Source organism: Beijerinckia sp. L45 (genome assembly GCF_009765775.1).
Lineage (GTDB): Bacteria > Pseudomonadota > Alphaproteobacteria > Rhizobiales > Beijerinckiaceae > RH-AL1.
This window is the reverse complement of the sequence record NZ_LMUU01000071.1, coordinates 39186-55254: the sequence shown is the minus strand read 5'-3', so window position 1 is coordinate 55254 and position 16069 is coordinate 39186. Positions and strand designations below refer to the sequence as shown.

Genomic DNA, 16069 nt, shown 5'->3' with positions numbered 1-16069 from the left:
TGTTCATATTCACGCCTCCGCTCAGCGGCGATCGTAAAGACGGCGATACCGCGTTACGCCAGACATCGTCCTCCCAAGCGATTTGGAGATGAACGATTGCCCGGCACCCTCTGGGCGGCGGTCCCAAAACCCGGCCTTATTTCTTGATCAGGAAACCGCCATTGGGAAGACGTGCGATCAGCATGTTGACCGGCGGCGCGTTCGTCGGCTGCAGCACGGTAAGGTTCAAGCCTTGAATGCCGAGCAGCACGACGTTCGATCGCTCGTCGTCGCCGCCCTGGATGACACCGACATGGTCATGGCTTCCGCCCAGCACCGTGACCGCGGACAGATCACCCCGGCCGGCCTGGACCTGCGCGATCGTATTGGCATTGCCGACGGCGACGGATTCCGCGAAATTCGAATTGCGTGACAGAGGCGCTACCAGTTCCGGCGTCGGAACGTAGGTTACTGGCCCACTGCCGCTCACGGGCGTGAAGCCTCCGGCGGTCCGCGACGCGCCATTGCTCGTCTGGTCGATGTAGGCGGTCTCGGCCGAGGCGCTGCCGGCCATCAGCGACAGCCCGAGGGCCGCTGTCAGGATGGCATCCGGCCGACGGTACGAGGACACAATGCTCAGGGGGATTTGCATGTCTTGCGCCCGCCGTCCCAGTTCAAGAGAAGTGTTGCCTGATAATGGTCTACCGCCGACGTATCAAGCACGATCGTCGCGAGAGTCTTGCGTCCGCCGGCTGCAAGCTGGAACACACCGCTCTGTATGTTCTGGCTCGACCCGGAGCCGCTCTCTTTGCTCGTCATCAATTTATAGTCGCCCGAAAGCGGCGCCTTGGAGACGACGATCGCCTCCAGGCTCAGCCCATTCTCGCCGAGCGACGCGTGGATCTGGCACTCGGGCTCGGCATCCGCAAAGGCCTGCGTCGGCGACGCGACACCGGCGAGCATCGCCGCAAGCCGGCATCCAACCACGAAGGGCCGCCACCAAAAAAACGCCCGCCGCAAAAAAGGTTTGGTGTCCGGCACGATCGTCTCCGCGGCGCCACGGGCCGATAGAACGGCTGTGGCGCTCTCGCGTTGGGCAGCCCTCGGCATCGTCAGCCACTCATCAGGATTAGGCGCCAAGTCTCCTCGGCGGAGATAACAGGACCGTGACAAAATACATCACGATTGCATTAACGTCGGCGCGTCGAACCATGTTGGCTCTCGCGCGTGTCGCGAAAGCGCGTTCTGCACTTCAGGCGCTTCCGTTTATCCGAGCGCGCTGACGGAGTGTTAATACGCCGCTGCTAAACCTCTCTCGCAGGATCGAGAGCGAGGCTGACGATGAAGACGCGGCTCCTGATTGGTCTGATCGTGACGATCGGCGCAAACCCCGCTCGCGCCGACGAAGCATTTCTGCCGCAACCGAAGTTCGCGATGGGCTCGGCCGCAAGATCTGATGCGGCCGCCATGCTCGCCGCCCCGATCTCAATGGCCTCTCTGCTCGAGCTCGCTAGTGACGGCTCTCGCACGACGACGAACAAAGCCGAGTTGCAGCAGATCGGGTTGAATAATTTCGGAAGCCTCGCGCAGACCGGCGGCAACAATCTGGCGGCCGTCCGCCAGCAGGGCGGCGGAAACCTGGCCGTCATCACACAGGCCAATCGCGGGCGCTGAGCGCCGCCCGCCACATGTTGGTCTGAGCGCGTTTTGAGAGGCGTGCTAGCGTCGCTCAATTGGCGCGAGAGTTCGGAACACCCATTCACAACTTCGTGTCGTGCAAACCTATTTATGATGGCGCCTCACAGCGCGTCGTTGTGTCGCTGTCATATTAGTAGCAGATGGATTTGAGCATTCGAAAGCCGGCCTGAACAGTCGCCCGGCTTTGTTGACGCAAGAGTCCGACGCAAGCACCGGGCGGGTGCGGTTCGGTCATTGCCGTATGCGTAGAGGTAGGGGTCATGACCACGTATTGCGCCGACGTCGGCCCTAAATCCTTGCGGGCCGGCCGGTTCATTTCGCGTGTACGATCGGAGCTCTTGAAAGCTCTTGCAGAGGAACGCGGCTCGGCCAAGGTCACGCGCCACGTGCTTGGACAGCGGCTCGATCTGCATCGCTCCAAAATCAGCAAGCAGCTTTCTGGCGAAGAATCGTTGACGCTTCGCTCCGTCGCCGAACTGTCGTGGGCGCTGGATCGGGAAATCAGCTTTCACCTGTCGAGGCCGGCTGTAGAGGATCGCCAGAACGTCAACGCCGAGACGTCCACGATAGGCTGGAAGCAGCCGACCATCGTCAACATGCCTGCAGCCAATCATTCCGACCGTGGTTTCTTCAGTCGCGATGCCGGCGAGCGGAACAAAGACCGCGACGCGGCCATCTGATGGAGCGCTTCGGGCATTCGATCTTCTGTGACGACATCCGCAATGAGGCGGGGGGCAAACTCAGCTTTCTCGGCTGCTACAACGGCACCATGTTCGTTCCGGCAACATTTCCCTACATGCTCCCGCGCTTCTGCGTGCATGTCCAGATCTTCTCCCAGGCGGCCCTGCTCTATAAATCTTTGGTCGTCAGGTGCTATGCCCCGGGCGATACGGTGCTCGTCGAGGAGCCCATTCAGCCGCCTCAAGTCGACGAACAGATGGAGCTCGTGGCGCATATGAGCGCCGAATACGACGCACCCCGTTACATCGTTGCCGGCACGAGTCTCATCTTTTCGCCTTTGCGCATCGATGGCCCGGGCCTTCTCCGCGTGAGGGCGATCGTCGACGGTGACCGTAGGGAGTTGCGGCTGGGATCCCTCCGCATCGAGGTGAAGCCGGACCCGGCCGTCTGAAAAGCCGACGATGCGTCCGACGAAGGCGGCAATGAGCTACGCAGCCCCACCCGTCCACGCAACGGCGACATAGTATATCTTAGTCGTCTATACAGTGTGTTTATGACGAATATGCAACAACGTATCTCCGCCGAACGGCGATCGATGCTCTATATAGGGCCGACGGAGTCGTTTTAACTAAATGTTTACGAAACTCTTGCGCATTCGTTCTTAACAATGCTTTAACGCCGGCGAGGGCTGCGATCCCCGTTAGCCCCGCATTGGAAAAGCGCAAGGAAGCCTTTTCATGAAATCCATGACAGCTTTGGCTCTCGTTCTCGCGAGCGCATCATCCGCATTTGCGGCCAGCAACGAATCGTTCGTTGATCAGGTCGGTACCTTCAACGCGGCAATCACCAGCCAGAAGGGCGGCAACAACCAGCAGTCCGTCAGCCAGATGGGCACGAAGAACTCGGCAATCACGACGCAGACGCTGGCCGGGGCGAACACCAACGCCTCAAGCATCAACCAGACCGGCACCGCGAACAATGCACTCGTCGGCCAGACGGGCGGCAACAGCGCGCAGACGACGCAGCAGATCGGGACCCAGAACACCGCCGTGACCGCGCAGAGCAGCACCTTCACCGGCGCCAGCAACGCCGCTCAGACGACGCAGACCGGAACCGGCAACGTCGCCGCCACGATCCAGAACGCAACGGCGATCAGCAGCCAGGATCCGGCTTCGACCGCGAACGCCGCCTCCACCATGCAGATGGGTAGCGCAAACAACGCGCTGTCCGGCCAGACCGGTGGCAAGAACATCGCCCAGACCGTTCAGGCCGGCACGGCGAACAACGCCGTCACCGCCCAGGCCGATGAGGATGTCGTCGCCGGCAGCACCAACACGTCGTTCACCGGCCAGTTCGGTAACAGCAACTCGTCGCTGACCTCGCAGAAGACGGCGGACAACGCGGGCACGTTCTCGTTCACGACTGGAGAGGCCAACCTGTCGAGCGTCATGCAGAGCGGGACCGGCAACGCGGCCATTACGGCACAGGATGCATCCGGCGGATCCCTGCAGGGCGCGAACAACGCCGCTTCGACCATCCAGAACGGCAGCAAGAACTTCGCGGCGACGGCGCAGAGCGGCAACGCATTCGACGGCAACTCGAACAACATGTTCAACACGTCGGCCATCGCTCAGACGGGCACCGCGAACACCGCGGCCGTCTCGCAGGTTGACGCGGCCAATACCCAGTCCACGACGCAGGTCGGCACGCAGAACGCCGCCATCGTCGGGCAGATGAACGTGGCCTCCGCCGCCGTCGTCAACACTGCGCAGACCCAGCAGGTCGGTACGGGCAACTTTGCCGTCACCAGCCAGTCCGTGGCGAACCCACTCGTCACCGGCACCAGCACCTCGCTGATCTCACAGATGGGCAGCCAGAACACGGCCATCGCCGCGCAGACGACCGGCATGCAGAACATGATCGGCGCCAACCTGCAGTCGACGACGCAGGTCGGCACGGGCAACTACGCCCTGACGTCCCAGTCGTTCGGCTCGGGTGTGAGCAACACCGCGATGACGACGCAGATGGGGTCGCACAACGTCGCGATCACCGCGCAGCGCTAAAACGATACCGGCGGCGAGCGCAGGCTCGCCGCCACTTTTTTTGTCGTTTTTCTTACGAGCGCTCGAACCCGTGGCTCGCGCCGCACCGTGGCGAGTCATGCAAAGCCATCGCCGGCGATAGCTTGAATGTCAGGCGCGTGTGGGCGGTCCGGCCAGCATCATTTCGGCGAGCACAGCAGCCTGCGCTTCATGATGAACTGATACGGCATCGAAGACTCTTCGCAGCCTTTCTGAAGGCAGCCGAGGCTCGCACATCGGGCCGCCATCCGTCCCTTGCTGAAAGGCTCGGATCAAATCGCCAGTCATGGCATCGCGTTCGATCCAAGGGCCGAAGCGCCAGACATCACCATCAGCCTTTGGCAATCACCACTGGTTCCGTCGGGACGGCCGTTTGCTGCGGCGGCGACGTCAAAAGATAGTTTGCCGATCGACGCTGATTCTCGAGTTCCTTCATGAAGGCAGCGCCGGCCGTCTTGTCCTTGAACTGCCAGAGATCGTCCTTCACCCCATCGAAAATCAACGCGTAGACCGCGAGCTGAATGCCTTCGCGGACCGCCAGTGTCGTCGGAGAATTCTTGGTCAGCCCAGCCTCGGCTTGCAGAATCTGATCCACGGCGGCGAACTTGAATGCGCTGCCCTGAACGAGAATCGAATAGATCGTCTTCGTCGTGGTGACGGAGGCCAGTACGCGACCCGTCTGCACGCTGACGGCGCGGAGCGCAACGGTGACCACGTCCTGACGGTATTGGGCATTGCCCCCGACGCCAAGATAGTTGGCGCCCAAGCCACCCGTCGTTTCATTGGCGTCGTAGCCGACGATTCCGCCCTCGAGCACGATGCCAGCAAAGCGCAGCGCCGGAAGACTCTGCGCCTTGTCGCCTTCGACGGCCGTCCGCGTGTTCTGAATAACCTGCCGTTCCTGCAGCAGGGACTGCAGTTCGTTGCGCTCGACGACGTTGAACCAGCGCCCGCCGCCGGCTTTCGTCAGGACGTCGATAAGGATCGCGGCCCCGCCTTGCGTCGTGGCGCGGGAGAATTCGGCGAAGGTGTCGCTCGATTTGTTCTGACCCGTCAGATCCGGGAAATTGTAGACGGCGACGTCCAACTTCCGTGCCGGCGGCAACAGGCTCTCCAGCACGACCCCCGACTTGGTGTCAGGGACGAGCGTTGCCGGTTGGCTCAGGGGATCGGCGACTGTTCCCGCGCAGGCGCCCAAGCAGAGCGCCACCGCTGTCATCGCCGCGGCGGTCATCATTCTCGTGCGCATGGATTTCCTGTCTTGGAGCAGCCGCGACCTTTGATCGTCGCGGCGGTCCGCGACGACTGATGCTCGGCACTAGGGGCTTGTCGGAACGGTCGATGTCCCCGTGGGATTGGCAATGATGGTCGTGCCGGTCCCGATGCCGGCGAGCGCCGCCGTAAGCCCGGACAGGTCCGGCGAGTTCGCGCCGGAGCTTGCGCCTTTGCCCTGGGCCTGCGCCGTCGAAAGCAGGAACGTTCCGTTGAGAGGGTTGCCGCCAAACGTCGGATTCACCGGCGTGTAAAGGAGGGACGACGCTGAGGCGGGCACCGAGCCAGCAACCATTGCGCCGCACAAGATGAAGATCTGCATAGTCTTGATCACGTAAGCTCCTCACAGCCACTTGAGAATGTGACAGAATTATTACGCACCGGGACGCTGTCCCTTGCTGTTTTCTATGAAGTCTTGGCGATTCCGTCGCTTGCCTTTCTTACAAGCGTAACCGATTGTCCACCGGCAAATGTTCGTTTGCCGCAACAGTGTTGTGATTACGCAACGGATGTGATCTGGATTGTGCGCAAACCTTATGGCGATGCTTGCGACCGACAGGTTCAGGCAAGCCGCAAGTCACTATAAGGCGGTTTGGCGTGATCATTCCGCTTGAACGTGTCTTCGTCGAACATGCGGGTCCGTCGCCGACCGCTGGAGGTCCTGATGGTCAGAACTCTTATCGTCCTGATGCTTGTCGCGGGGATCGGTCCGGCTTTTGCGCAGGCGCCGTCCGTCTCGCATATCCGGCCAAAGATCATGACGGCCGCGGTCGTTGACGAGGTCAACATCCAGCAGGAGAAGGGTCGCATCACGACAATCAAGACCCCTCTGAAGATCGACAGTCCGGCAAAAACGCCTTCTGATGCCATGACGATGGCCCCAGCCGGTTCATCGAGCCCCACCACATGCGATCCCAAGAATGCATCGTCGCCCTCGTGTTACACGGCGACCCAGCAGAGTCGCCCGATCACAAAATAGTGCTTGGCTTCGAATGGTCTGCCCCTCAGACTGAACGTCTGCACGATCCCTGCAAGCCCTCCTTATCCGGACTCGATCGAAGCCAGTGACACAGCTACTCGGCGACGTGTTCGACACCGCTGCAAGGGCCGCTCGGCTATGACGCTTGCCGACTTGCTCGAACGCGACCTGATTCTGTCGATCGTCGTGCCGTTGGCGGCGCGTGAACAACCCATGCGCCTTGTCTACGGCACGCCGGATTTCGTGCGCTGGTTGGACGAGCGTATCCGATCGATTGAGCCGTCGCCGCTGCATGCCGAGATGACGCCGGCGGAGCAACTCGACAGTCTTCTGTATGCGTTTATCGCCGGCCACCCGTTGCTTCCGGCGCGGCAGTTTCGCCATATCAAGGCGGAGCCAAATCCGATCTGGGAGCTCAAGACACCCGACCTTCGAATCTTCGGCTGGTTCGCCGCGAAAGACTGCTTCATCTGCGCGTTCGGCGACTGGGCGGATCGCATCAAGGATCACGATCTGTATCGAGGCTATCGACTGGAGGCTCGACGCGTTCGCCGCGAACTCGGGTTTGGCAATGCGGATAGCGTGCAGGGATCCGAGCCAGCCGACGTGCTCTCGGATCGGTAGCGTCTTCGCGACAGCGGAGCTCGGCCGCGTTGACTACATTCCGCTACGGAAAGCAAAAAGCGATCATGTCTACGTTCTGAACCTGTATCGACGGCTACAAAACACTCTCGCGTCGCAAACAGTCGTAGGCCCTGCAAATTCGTCGAGTACGATAAGGTTGAGTAGCCAACAGTTAAGACTTTACGCCTTATGCCTGCTTGGCTGACCCCGCAGCAAGCCAGACGCAGGATGATGAAAATACCATTGGTTGTAACCACGAGGTTCCGCAAGGACGGGAGGGGAGCAACGGCGGTTGAATTTGGACTTGTCGCGCTGCCTTTTTTTGCGATTCTCCTCTACGCGATCGAAATCGCGCTCGTATTCCTGTTCAATAGCAACCTCGACGCCGCGGTGCGCAACGCGTCGCGCGCGATCATGACGGGCGCGGCGCAAGCCGCCGGCGTCTACACGGTCGCAAAATTCCAGTCGACGTACCTCTGCCCGAAGACCGGCGCGTCGATCATCGGCAGCTTTATCGACTGCAGCAAGCTGATCGTCGACGTGCGCGTCGTCACCGCCTTCTCCGGCGCCGACCTGACCAATGACTTCTATAAGACACCGACGACCAACCAATTTTGCCCGGGCGCGCCCGGCGCGATCACGGTGGTCCGGGTCGCCTATCCCATGCCCTCGTTCCTGCCGCTGCTGCGGATCGGCGGGACGTCATCGGGCGGCGTCAACACCTCGGGCTTGGTCAACGACGTGCCGAACAATGCGGGCTGGAAGCATCTCCTCATCGGCACGTCGATCTTCCAGGCCGAGCCCTATCCGGGTGCCGGCTACAGCAAACCGGCGGGCTGCTGATGCGCGGCCCGACGTCTGCGAAAACCTTCGCCAGCGATGCGCGGGGCATCGCCGCCGTCGAGTTCGCGCTCGTCCTGCCGCTGCTCCTGCTGATGCTGTTCGGCTCCTACGACGTGTCGCGCATGGTGATGGCGAACCAGAAGGTCGGCGTCGCCGCCGGAACGGTCGCGGAACTGGTGGCGGCGCAGCCGACCGGCACGCCGCAACCCCAGGCCAACATCACGGCGATGGTCGCGGCGGGGACCGTCGCGATGGCGCCGTTCGGCGCGAGCGCCACCACCGTCACCGTCTCCGCGATCGACCTGACCACCGTCAAGGGGACATGCTGCACGGCGACCGTCAACTGGAGCGTGACCCAGGGTGGCACCTTGCGACCGTGCAATACGGTATTCACCCAGACGACGCTCGACGCGGCGCCGAGCCTCACCAGCGTCCCGGCGGCGCTGGCCTCGCCGCCGGCCGCGGTGCAGGCGCTGGTCCCCGAGACCGCGATCATCGTCACCGACGTGACCTTCAGCTACGCGCCGATCGCCCCGGGCCTCGACAAGGTCCTGCCGGCGACGCTCCACCGAACAACCTACACCTACCCGAGGCTTGCCGGCCAGGTCGAGATGACCGGGCCCTTCGTGGCGGTCGCCGGCCAGACCGGAAAAGTCTGCTGATGGAGCGGAAATTCACGATGGCAGCCGGCAGGCCGGCGCGTGGCGCGACGGCGGTGCTGAACACGGCGCGGCACTTCGGCGCCGACCGGTCCGGATCGATCGCGATGACCACCGCCATCGCGGCGCTGCCACTGATGCTCGCCATCGGCGCGGGTGTCGACTATGCCCGTGCGGTCAGCGAGAAAACGCAGCTTCAGATCGGCACCGATGCGGCGGCGATCGCCGGCATCCGCGCGGTGCGGCAGGGTGTCAGCGTCGCCACGGCGACCACGGTGATGACTGCGGTGATCCAGGCCGACGACCTCAATCCAGCGGCGCATGCCAGCAACGCGACGCTGTCGACGGACGGGACGACGTTGTGCGTCGACAGCACGTCGCAGATCACCACCGCCTTCATGGCGATGGCGGGCTTCAAGACGATCCCGGTCGGCGCCCATGCCTGCTCGGCGATGAACATCGACACGTTCGAGATCGCCTTCGCGATCGACAATTCCGGATCGATGAACGATTCCGCGCAGAACGGGCAGACCAAGATCGCGGCAGCGAAGTCCGCCGCCAATGCCCTGATCACGGCGCTGACGCCCGCAGCCAGCGCGAGCGCGGCCAACCTGACGGCGAGCTATTCCGTCGTCCCGTTCGCCGCGTCGGTCGACGTCGGCGTCGCCAACGCCACGGCCTCGTGGATGGATACGACGGCGGCCTCGTCGATCCACTGGAACAACTACCTCCGTCCGAGCGGCGTGACCCTGCCGGCGTCTCGCTTCGCGATGTTCACCAATATGAGCACCGCGTGGGGCGGCTGCGTCGAGGAGCGTCCCTCGCCCTACACGGTGAGCGACGACGCCTCGACCAGCGCCAGGCCGGATACGCTTTACGTGCCGCTGCTCTACCCCGACGAGCAGGATTCCAACAGCGCGGTCTATAATTCCTACCTCAAGGACGAGGGCGGTACCTGCGTCGTGAACGACGCCTCCTACAAGGCTGACAAGACCGGCGGCACCGGCGACGGGCAGACCAAGCTCTGCAAGTACAAGGCAAAGCCAACGTCCACGAACTCATCCTCCCGCGTGAACCCCAGCGCCAACGGCCCGAACATCGCCTGCACGACCACCGCGGTATCGCCACTCAACGCGACGAAGGCGACCACGACCGCGGCGATCGCGGCGATGAACCCCAGCGGCGACACGCTGCTGATGGCTGGCTTCATGTGGGCGTGGCGCACGATCTCGCCGAATGGCCCGTTCCCTGGCACAGGCGGCACGGCGACAAGCGGACCGCAGGTGCCGAAGGCTTACAATTACGTCAACCCGACGACGGGGGCGGCCAATCACAAGGTCATCATCCTGCTCACCGACGGTATGAACCATTGGGCGGGGGAAGCCAACGACGCGTCCTTCGCCTCGCTGCAGAATGATCCCAACGACTCGATCTACAACGCGCTCGGCTTCTTCGGCGACAATCGGCTGGGGCTGACGACGGCGGCGAACGCCCGCGGCCTCCTCGATACAGCAACCGTGCAGGCCTGTAGCAACGCCAAGGCGATCGGCGTCGAGGTCTACACGGTCGGATTCCTCGCCACCGACGGCATCGACGCTGCCGGACAGCAGACGCTCGCCTCCTGCGCCACGGACTCGGCTCACACCTTCCTCGCGCAGGACGGCGACGAACTGGTCACGGTGTTCCAGAACATTGCGGCGACGCTGACGAAGCCACGCATCGCCAAGTAGCTTTGGCCGACGACCTTGCGTCAGGCGCCCGGTCGCGAGCCTGCGACCAGAATGTCGACGAGGCGCTTGGCACTCGCCTTCCAGCCGGCCCCACTTGCCACGTTGGCAACGCCGATCAGGGCGCGGAGCAGGTCGATCGGGTCGAGGTCCGGCTGGATATGACCGTCGGCAACGGCGCGCTCGACCAAGTCTTTGATGGCTTTCTTCACAAGCTCGCCCGAACGGGCGTAGACGGCGTCGGCACCGCCGACGATCGTGTTCAGCGCCGGTGCGATAAGCTGCTTTTTCTCGATGTAGTCGACAAACAGATGCATCCAGTCCCGCAGGGCCTCGACCGTCGGCCGGGTGGCCGCGAGCTGCGTCGCCGCATGCGCCAGCGTCTCGACCTCGGTCCGGTAGACGGCCTCGATCAGCGCATCGCGTGTCGGAAAATGCCGATACAGCGTGCCGATCCCGACGCCGGCCCGGCGCGCCACCTCTTCGAGCCGGACATCCGCAACGCCTTCGGTGAACATCGCCTTGGCCGTGTCGATCAGCCGATCCCGGTTGCGGGCGGCGTCGGCGCGCGGCCGGCGCGGGACAGCCTTTTTCTGTGGCAACGACGTGTCCCTTGATAAACGGAGGATCCCTCCGTATATCAATAGCGGAGCAAGCCTCCGTATAAATCAGGCGCCCTTGAGGAGCAACAGATGACGCGATCCGACATCAACAGGGAAACAGTCGACGGTTTCGAGACCACCACCGATCAGGTGCTGGCCGGACGTCGACTGGACGGCGTCCGCGCCTTCGTCACGGGCGTCTCGGCCGGGCTCGGGGTCGAGACGGCACGGGCCCTCGTCGCACACGGTGCGCATGTCATCGGCGCGGCGCGCGATCTCGCCAAGGCCGAGCGCGCCACGGCCGCCGTCCGCGAAGCCGCGAAAGAAGGCGGCGGCACGTTCGAGATCGTCGCGCTCGACCTCGCCGATCTTGCGAGCGTTCGCGCCTGCGCGGATGCCCTCGTCAAGCGCGCGGACCCGTTCGATCTCGTCATCGCCAATGCCGGCGTCATGGCGGCGCCGTTCGGGCACACGACCAATGGTTTCGAGACACAGTTTGGCACCAACCATCTCGGCCACTTCGTTCTGGTCAATCGCATCGCACCGCTGCTGCGCGACGGCGGGCGTCTGGTCAGCCTCGCCTCGTCCGGCCATCGCTTCTCCGACGTCGACCTCGACGATCCGAATTTCGACCGGACGCCCTACGACCCGTGGATGGCCTATGGTCGCTCGAAGACCGCCAATATCCTCTTCGCGGTCGCCTTCGACCATCGCCACAAGGACCGCGGCATCCGTGCCACCGCCGTGCATCCCGGCGGGATCCAGACCGAACTCGGCCGCCACATCGGCCGCGAAGAAATCCAGAAGATGGTCGACGCGATCAACGCCGACCTCGTCGCCGAAGGCAAGACGCCGCGGATCTGGAAAACCATCCCGCAGGGCGCCGCAACCTCCATATGGGCCGGTGTCGTGGCGGATGCGGACGCGGTCGGCGGCAAATACTGCGAAAACTGCCACGTCTCGCACATCGTCGCCGAAGCGAAGATCAGCCCGGTTTCCGAAGGCGTGCGTCCCTACGCCCTCGATCTTGAGCACGCGAAACTACTATGGGCCAAGAGCGAGGCGATGGTTGATGAGCGCTTCTGAGGTCGCTCGCGGCTCTGAAGCATCCCTCAGGACCGCGCTCTAGGCGGTCACACGGCGTTCGGGGCGAGCCGCCAACCTGGGGGGATTGGCGGCTCTGACCGAGAATCAAACGACTCGACGCTCAGCTTCAACCCGGTTAATTCTCTAAGACCATCGGCGCTCTACGTGTTTTTGCGACATTGCAATCACGAATAGGGCACCGGAAGAGCGTTACGTGCGGGAGGCAGCCTCTGCGAGCTTGGGCCAGATCCGCTCTGGGCGTCAAAACGGCGTGTTGCTGGCACAGCCTTTGCGACGTCAGATAGGTCTGTAAGGAATGCCGACCGGGCGGTCGGCGATCACCTCGACGATCAGCTTCTAGCGCGTGGCAGTGCTGCCTTTTTCTCGCGCATCCGAACGACGACGACTTCTCTGGCAACGGCGCCCTCAGCAATGGTGGACATATGCCTTTGGAGTCGATCTGACCGATGCCGAACCTCCGCGTTCCCATAGGGATTTTGATCTCGTCGGATGGCCCCTACAGCGCCGTCGCCCGCAGCATGCTGTGTGGTGCGCTCCAGGCCATCGACGAAATCAATGCGAGCGGCGCGTCGGTCGCGTTCGAACCCGTTGTCGGCAATCCGGCCGGCCAGCTGTCCCGCTACGTTGCCCTCGGCGAGGAGATGCTGGCCGCCGGCATCAAGCATGTCGTGGGCTGCTATACCTCGTCGAGCCGCAAGGAGATCATCCCGCTCTTCGAGAAGGCCGACGCGCTGCTGTGGTACCCCTCGCACTATGAGGGGTTCGAAAGTTCCCCCAATGTCGTCTACACCGGCCCCGTGGCCAATCAGCACCTCCTGCCGCTTGTCGACTATCTGACCCACCGGGTCGGCAAGACCGCGGTCTGCGTCGGGTCGAATTACATCTGGGCCTGGGAGAACAACCGCGTTCTCCGGGAGGCGATGGGCGCGGGCGGCGGCGCCGTGCTGGCGGAGCGCTATTTCCCCCTTGGCAGCACCGATTTCGGTCAAGTGATCGAGGCGATCCTCGAAGCCGCTCCCGCCTTCGTCTTCAACACCTTGATCGGGATCTCGTCCTACCACTTCCTGCGCGATTTTCGGGCCGCCTGCGAGGCGCGCGGTATCGATCAGCCGATGATGATCCCGGTCGCGAGCTGCACCCTGTCGGAACCGGAACTGCAGGCGATCGGCCCCGAAGCGATGGACGGCCACATCACGTCGAGCGTCTATTTCGCCTCCATCGACACGATCGAGAATGCGCACTTTACCGCGTCGTACCAAGCTCGCAATCCGGACGGCCCCGCCGTCTCGGCCGATGCCGAAGCCAGCTACATCGCGGTCCATCTGCTAGGCCTCGCCATCGCCGAAGCCGGGACGGTGCAGATCGATGCGGTCAAGCGTGCCGTCGCGCGACAGGTCATCCGCGCGCCACAGGGTGAGGTCCGCGTCGATGCGGACACCATGCATGCTGCCCTGACGCCCCGCATCGGACGCTCGCGGCGTGACGGGCAGTTCGAGATCCTGATGCAGGCTCCGGCGCCGGTGGCGGCCGATCCCTATCTCATCCGGACGGCATCACGCCTCGGCTCCGTGGTCCGTCCGAACTTGCGGGTCGCCTCATGACGCCGCAGCGGCTGATCCAGAATTTTAAGCACGGCCGCGGCCTGCTTTGGGCTGGCCCCGACTTCAATGCCGAAACGCTCGAGCGCACCTTGTCCAAGCTGGGCGTATCGCTGACGCGGCTCGAACATGTCGACGGCACGGCGCTCGATCACAACCGCGACATCGTTTTCATTGACGGCGACCACGCCTTCGACCCGGCTCTGCTGATGCGGGCCGGCGCGGCCCTCCCACCGGCGCCGACGATCGGCATGGTCGGCGTGGAGGCCCCGAGCCGGCTCAAACTGCTGGCCGACGTCGGCGTCACGGCATTCCTGCGCAAGCCGATCCAGGCGGCCGCGATCTATGCGGCGCTGTTTCTTGGCGTGAACAATCATGGTCGCATGCGCGTCATGGACCAGCGCCTCGCCGATCACGATCGCCGCCACCACGGCCGCCGCTTCGTCATCAAGGCGGTGATCGCGTTGGTGCAGTATCACGGCCTGAGCGACGACGAAGCCTATGCCCGGCTGCGGCGCGAGAGCATGCGGCAGCGCATCGGCCTCGAAGAATTTTGCGCGGCCCTCGTGGCCGATGGCAGCGGGACGTTTCCGGCCGAATGGCCGGCCCTTCACGCCGAGGATGGACCCTCGCGACACCCAGGAGACAAGCATGAGACGCATGATGATGACGGGCGCCGCAGTGGCGGCTCTGCTGATGCCGATCGCGGCCCAGGCCGCGGACCCGATCAAGCTGGGCGTGCTTGAGGACCAGTCGGGCGACTTTGCGCTCGCCACCATCGGCAAGGTCCACGGCATCCAGCTCGCGACCGACGAGATCAATGCCGCCGGCGGCATCGCCGGCCGCAAGCTCGATCTCGTGATCTATGACACGCAGTCGGACAACACGCGCTACCAGGAATTCATGCGGCGCGTGCTGCAGAAGGACAAGGTCGACGTCGTGTTCGCCGGCTTTTCCAGCGCCTCGCGCGAGGCCTACCGGCCGATCGTCGATCAGCTGAATGGCTTTGCCTTCTACAACAACCAGTACGAAGGCGGCGTCTGCGACGCCCACATGATCGTGACGGGCGCGGTGCCGGAGCAGCAGTTCTCCACACTGATCCCGTGGATGATGGATAAGTTCGGCAAGAAGGTTTACACGATCGCCGCCGACTATAATTTTGGTCAGATCTCGGCCGAGTGGGTCCGCAACATCGTGAAAGAGAACGGCGGCACGATGGTCGGCGAGGAGTTCATCCCGCTCGGCGTGTCGCAATTCGCCTCGACCATTCAGAACATCCAGAAGGCCAAGCCCGACATCCTGATGACGCTTCTCGTCGGTACGGCGCAGTCCTCGTACTACGAGCAGGCGAACTCCGCGAACCTGCACGTGCCGATGGGCAGTTCCGTCAACGTCGGACAGGCCTACGAGCACAAGCGCTTCAAGCCGCCGAGCCTCGCCAACATGTACGTGACGACCAATTGGATCGAGGAAGTCGACAATCCCAAAAGCAAGGAGTTCGTCGCCAAGTGGCACGCGAAGTTCCCGAAAGAGCCGTACATCAACCAGGAAGCTGAGAACTCCTATCTCGCCGTCTACCTCTACAAGGAGATGGTGGAACGCGCGAAGGGCTCGACGAAGCGCGACGATCTGCGCGCAATCATCGCCAAGGGCGATGTCTGCTTCGATGCGCCCGAAGGCCATGTCTGCATCGACCCGAAAAGCCAGCACATGTCGCACACCATCTATCTCGCGAAGGTCGGCGATGACCACTCCATCACCTTCCCGAAAGTTTGGGAGAACATCAAACCATATTGGCTTGGCGACGCGGGCTGCGATCTGACCATGAAGAACCCCAATGCGCAGTATACGCCGAGCAATCCGCCACCGAAATAATCGGCGGGAGGACCCTGGCGGCGCGACGAGCCCGCGTCGCCAGGGCATACCATGTGACACAGGGATGAGTTGATGCACGTCGATGCCGTCGTCGGATTTCTCTATCAGTTCGGCGACGCGGCCGCCTTCCTGGTGCTCTGCGCCTGCGGCCTGGCGATCATTTTCGGGATGATGGGCGTGATCAATCTGGCCCATGGCGAGTTCATCATGGCGGGGGCCTACATGACCGTCACGGTGGCTAAGATGGGGGTGCCGCTGCCGCTGGCGATCCTCTGCGGCGCGCTGTTCTCCGGCGCGCTCGGCATTCTGCTTGAACGTCTCGTGATCCGGCACCTTTATGGCCG

The 16069-nt window shown here is 63.2% G+C and carries 17 protein-coding genes and 1 pseudogene; 13 read left to right on the top strand and 5 right to left on the bottom strand.

Features of this window, described 5'->3' with window-relative positions:
- Positions 1-136 precede the first annotated feature (136 nt).
- Both GSQ79_RS07960 and csgH read right to left on the bottom strand, forming a co-directional pair.
- On the bottom strand, positions 137-631 hold the full coding sequence (locus GSQ79_RS07960) for a hypothetical protein (RefSeq protein WP_158808184.1): 495 nt from the start codon (positions 629-631) through the stop codon (positions 137-139).
- Positions 616-1020, bottom strand: coding sequence for a curli-like amyloid fiber formation chaperone CsgH (csgH, locus tag GSQ79_RS07955; protein WP_158808183.1), 405 nt, complete (start codon positions 1018-1020; stop codon positions 616-618). The genes GSQ79_RS07960 and csgH overlap by 16 nt, the downstream gene beginning before the upstream one ends.
- A 300-nt stretch (positions 1021-1320) precedes the next feature.
- On the opposite strand from csgH, the gene GSQ79_RS07950 reads away from it, so the two are divergent.
- From GSQ79_RS07950 to GSQ79_RS07935, 4 genes are all read left to right on the top strand, one after another.
- Entirely contained in the window at positions 1321-1653 is a 333-nt protein-coding gene (locus GSQ79_RS07950) for a curlin repeat-containing protein (RefSeq protein ID WP_158808182.1), read from the top strand.
- 362 nt (positions 1654-2015) lie between these two features.
- Positions 2016-2357 carry a hypothetical protein gene (locus GSQ79_RS07945; protein WP_158808181.1) on the top strand — a complete coding sequence of 114 codons (342 nt, stop codon included), beginning with the start codon at positions 2016-2018 and terminating at the stop codon, positions 2355-2357.
- Positions 2357-2809 (top strand): hypothetical protein, encoded by a 453-nt coding sequence (locus GSQ79_RS07940; protein WP_158808180.1) that lies wholly within the window; start codon positions 2357-2359, stop codon positions 2807-2809. Before GSQ79_RS07945 ends, GSQ79_RS07940 begins: the two co-directional genes overlap by 1 nt.
- Positions 2810-3095: 286 nt before the next feature.
- Positions 3096-4421, top strand: a complete 1326-nt coding sequence (locus tag GSQ79_RS07935; RefSeq protein WP_158808179.1) for a hypothetical protein — start codon at positions 3096-3098, stop codon at positions 4419-4421.
- Positions 4422-4770: 349 nt separating this feature from the next.
- Here GSQ79_RS07935 and GSQ79_RS07930 read toward each other — a convergent pair whose 3' ends face one another.
- Both GSQ79_RS07930 and GSQ79_RS07925 read right to left on the bottom strand, forming a co-directional pair.
- Complete coding sequence (locus tag GSQ79_RS07930) at positions 4771-5688, bottom strand: CsgG/HfaB family protein (RefSeq protein WP_158808178.1); 918 nt, start codon at positions 5686-5688, stop codon at positions 4771-4773.
- A gap of 69 nt (positions 5689-5757) precedes the next feature.
- Entirely contained in the window at positions 5758-6045 is a 288-nt protein-coding gene (locus GSQ79_RS07925) for a curli assembly protein CsgF (protein WP_246725174.1), read from the bottom strand.
- Between the two features lie 783 nt (positions 6046-6828).
- Between GSQ79_RS07925 and GSQ79_RS07920 the strand changes: the two genes are divergently transcribed.
- The 4 genes from GSQ79_RS07920 (at position 6829) to GSQ79_RS07905 (ending at position 10546) form a co-directional block, all read left to right on the top strand.
- Positions 6829-7314: a hypothetical protein gene (locus GSQ79_RS07920; RefSeq protein WP_158808177.1), complete on the top strand. Its 486-nt coding sequence runs from the start codon at positions 6829-6831 to the stop codon at positions 7312-7314.
- Positions 7315-7557: 243 nt separating this feature from the next.
- Entirely contained in the window at positions 7558-8157 is a 600-nt protein-coding gene (locus GSQ79_RS07915; RefSeq protein WP_158808176.1) for a TadE/TadG family type IV pilus assembly protein, read from the top strand.
- Complete coding sequence (locus GSQ79_RS07910) at positions 8157-8819, top strand: TadE/TadG family type IV pilus assembly protein (RefSeq protein WP_158808175.1); 663 nt, start codon at positions 8157-8159, stop codon at positions 8817-8819. Before GSQ79_RS07915 ends, GSQ79_RS07910 begins: the two co-directional genes overlap by 1 nt.
- Before the next feature lie 17 nt (positions 8820-8836).
- Complete coding sequence (locus GSQ79_RS07905; RefSeq protein ID WP_158808174.1) at positions 8837-10546, top strand: TadE/TadG family type IV pilus assembly protein; 1710 nt, start codon at positions 8837-8839, stop codon at positions 10544-10546.
- Between the two features lie 20 nt (positions 10547-10566).
- Here the strand turns inward: GSQ79_RS07905 and GSQ79_RS07900 are convergent, their stop codons facing one another.
- Positions 10567-11145, bottom strand: coding sequence for a TetR/AcrR family transcriptional regulator (locus GSQ79_RS07900; protein ID WP_246725173.1), 579 nt, complete (start codon positions 11143-11145; stop codon positions 10567-10569).
- 90 nt (positions 11146-11235) lie between these two features.
- On the opposite strand from GSQ79_RS07900, the gene GSQ79_RS07895 reads away from it, so the two are divergent.
- From GSQ79_RS07895 to GSQ79_RS29375, 5 genes and pseudogenes are all read left to right on the top strand, one after another.
- Positions 11236-12231: an SDR family NAD(P)-dependent oxidoreductase gene (locus GSQ79_RS07895; protein ID WP_158808173.1), complete on the top strand. Its 996-nt coding sequence runs from the start codon at positions 11236-11238 to the stop codon at positions 12229-12231.
- Between the two features lie 467 nt (positions 12232-12698).
- Positions 12699-13853 carry a transporter substrate-binding domain-containing protein gene (locus GSQ79_RS07890; protein ID WP_158808172.1) on the top strand — a complete coding sequence of 385 codons (1155 nt, stop codon included), beginning with the start codon at positions 12699-12701 and terminating at the stop codon, positions 13851-13853.
- Entirely contained in the window at positions 13850-14596 is a 747-nt protein-coding gene (locus GSQ79_RS07885; protein ID WP_246725172.1) for an ANTAR domain-containing response regulator, read from the top strand. Before GSQ79_RS07890 ends, GSQ79_RS07885 begins: the two co-directional genes overlap by 4 nt.
- Positions 14502-15725 carry an urea ABC transporter substrate-binding protein gene (locus tag GSQ79_RS07880; RefSeq protein WP_158808171.1) on the top strand — a complete coding sequence of 408 codons (1224 nt, stop codon included), beginning with the start codon at positions 14502-14504 and terminating at the stop codon, positions 15723-15725. Before GSQ79_RS07885 ends, GSQ79_RS07880 begins: the two co-directional genes overlap by 95 nt.
- Before the next feature lie 72 nt (positions 15726-15797).
- A pseudogene (locus GSQ79_RS29375) lies at positions 15798-16069 on the top strand (branched-chain amino acid ABC transporter permease); the annotation flags it as partial.

Bases quoted from the DNA above. Each gene is read 5' to 3' on its own strand.
- GSQ79_RS07960 (WP_158808184.1), bottom strand. From the start codon at position 631: ATGCAAATCCCCCTGAGCATTGTGTCCTCGTACCGTCGGCCGGATGCC.
- GSQ79_RS07930 (WP_158808178.1), bottom strand. From the start codon at position 5,688: ATGCGCACGAGAATGATGACCGCCGCGGCGATGACAGCGGTGGCGCTC.
- GSQ79_RS07895 (WP_158808173.1), top strand. From the start codon at position 11,236: ATGACGCGATCCGACATCAACAGGGAAACAGTCGACGGTTTCGAGACC.
- GSQ79_RS07920 (WP_158808177.1), top strand. From the start codon at position 6,829: ATGACGCTTGCCGACTTGCTCGAACGCGACCTGATTCTGTCGATCGTC.
- GSQ79_RS07910 (WP_158808175.1), top strand. From the start codon at position 8,157: ATGCGCGGCCCGACGTCTGCGAAAACCTTCGCCAGCGATGCGCGGGGC.
- GSQ79_RS07905 (WP_158808174.1), top strand. From the start codon at position 8,837: ATGGCAGCCGGCAGGCCGGCGCGTGGCGCGACGGCGGTGCTGAACACG.
- GSQ79_RS07885 (WP_246725172.1), top strand. From the start codon at position 13,850: ATGACGCCGCAGCGGCTGATCCAGAATTTTAAGCACGGCCGCGGCCTG.
- GSQ79_RS07880 (WP_158808171.1), top strand. From the start codon at position 14,502: ATGAGACGCATGATGATGACGGGCGCCGCAGTGGCGGCTCTGCTGATG.
- GSQ79_RS07890 (WP_158808172.1), top strand. From the start codon at position 12,699: ATGCCGAACCTCCGCGTTCCCATAGGGATTTTGATCTCGTCGGATGGC.
- GSQ79_RS07940 (WP_158808180.1), top strand. From the start codon at position 2,357: ATGGAGCGCTTCGGGCATTCGATCTTCTGTGACGACATCCGCAATGAG.
- GSQ79_RS07935 (WP_158808179.1), top strand. From the start codon at position 3,096: ATGAAATCCATGACAGCTTTGGCTCTCGTTCTCGCGAGCGCATCATCC.
- GSQ79_RS07950 (WP_158808182.1), top strand. From the start codon at position 1,321: ATGAAGACGCGGCTCCTGATTGGTCTGATCGTGACGATCGGCGCAAAC.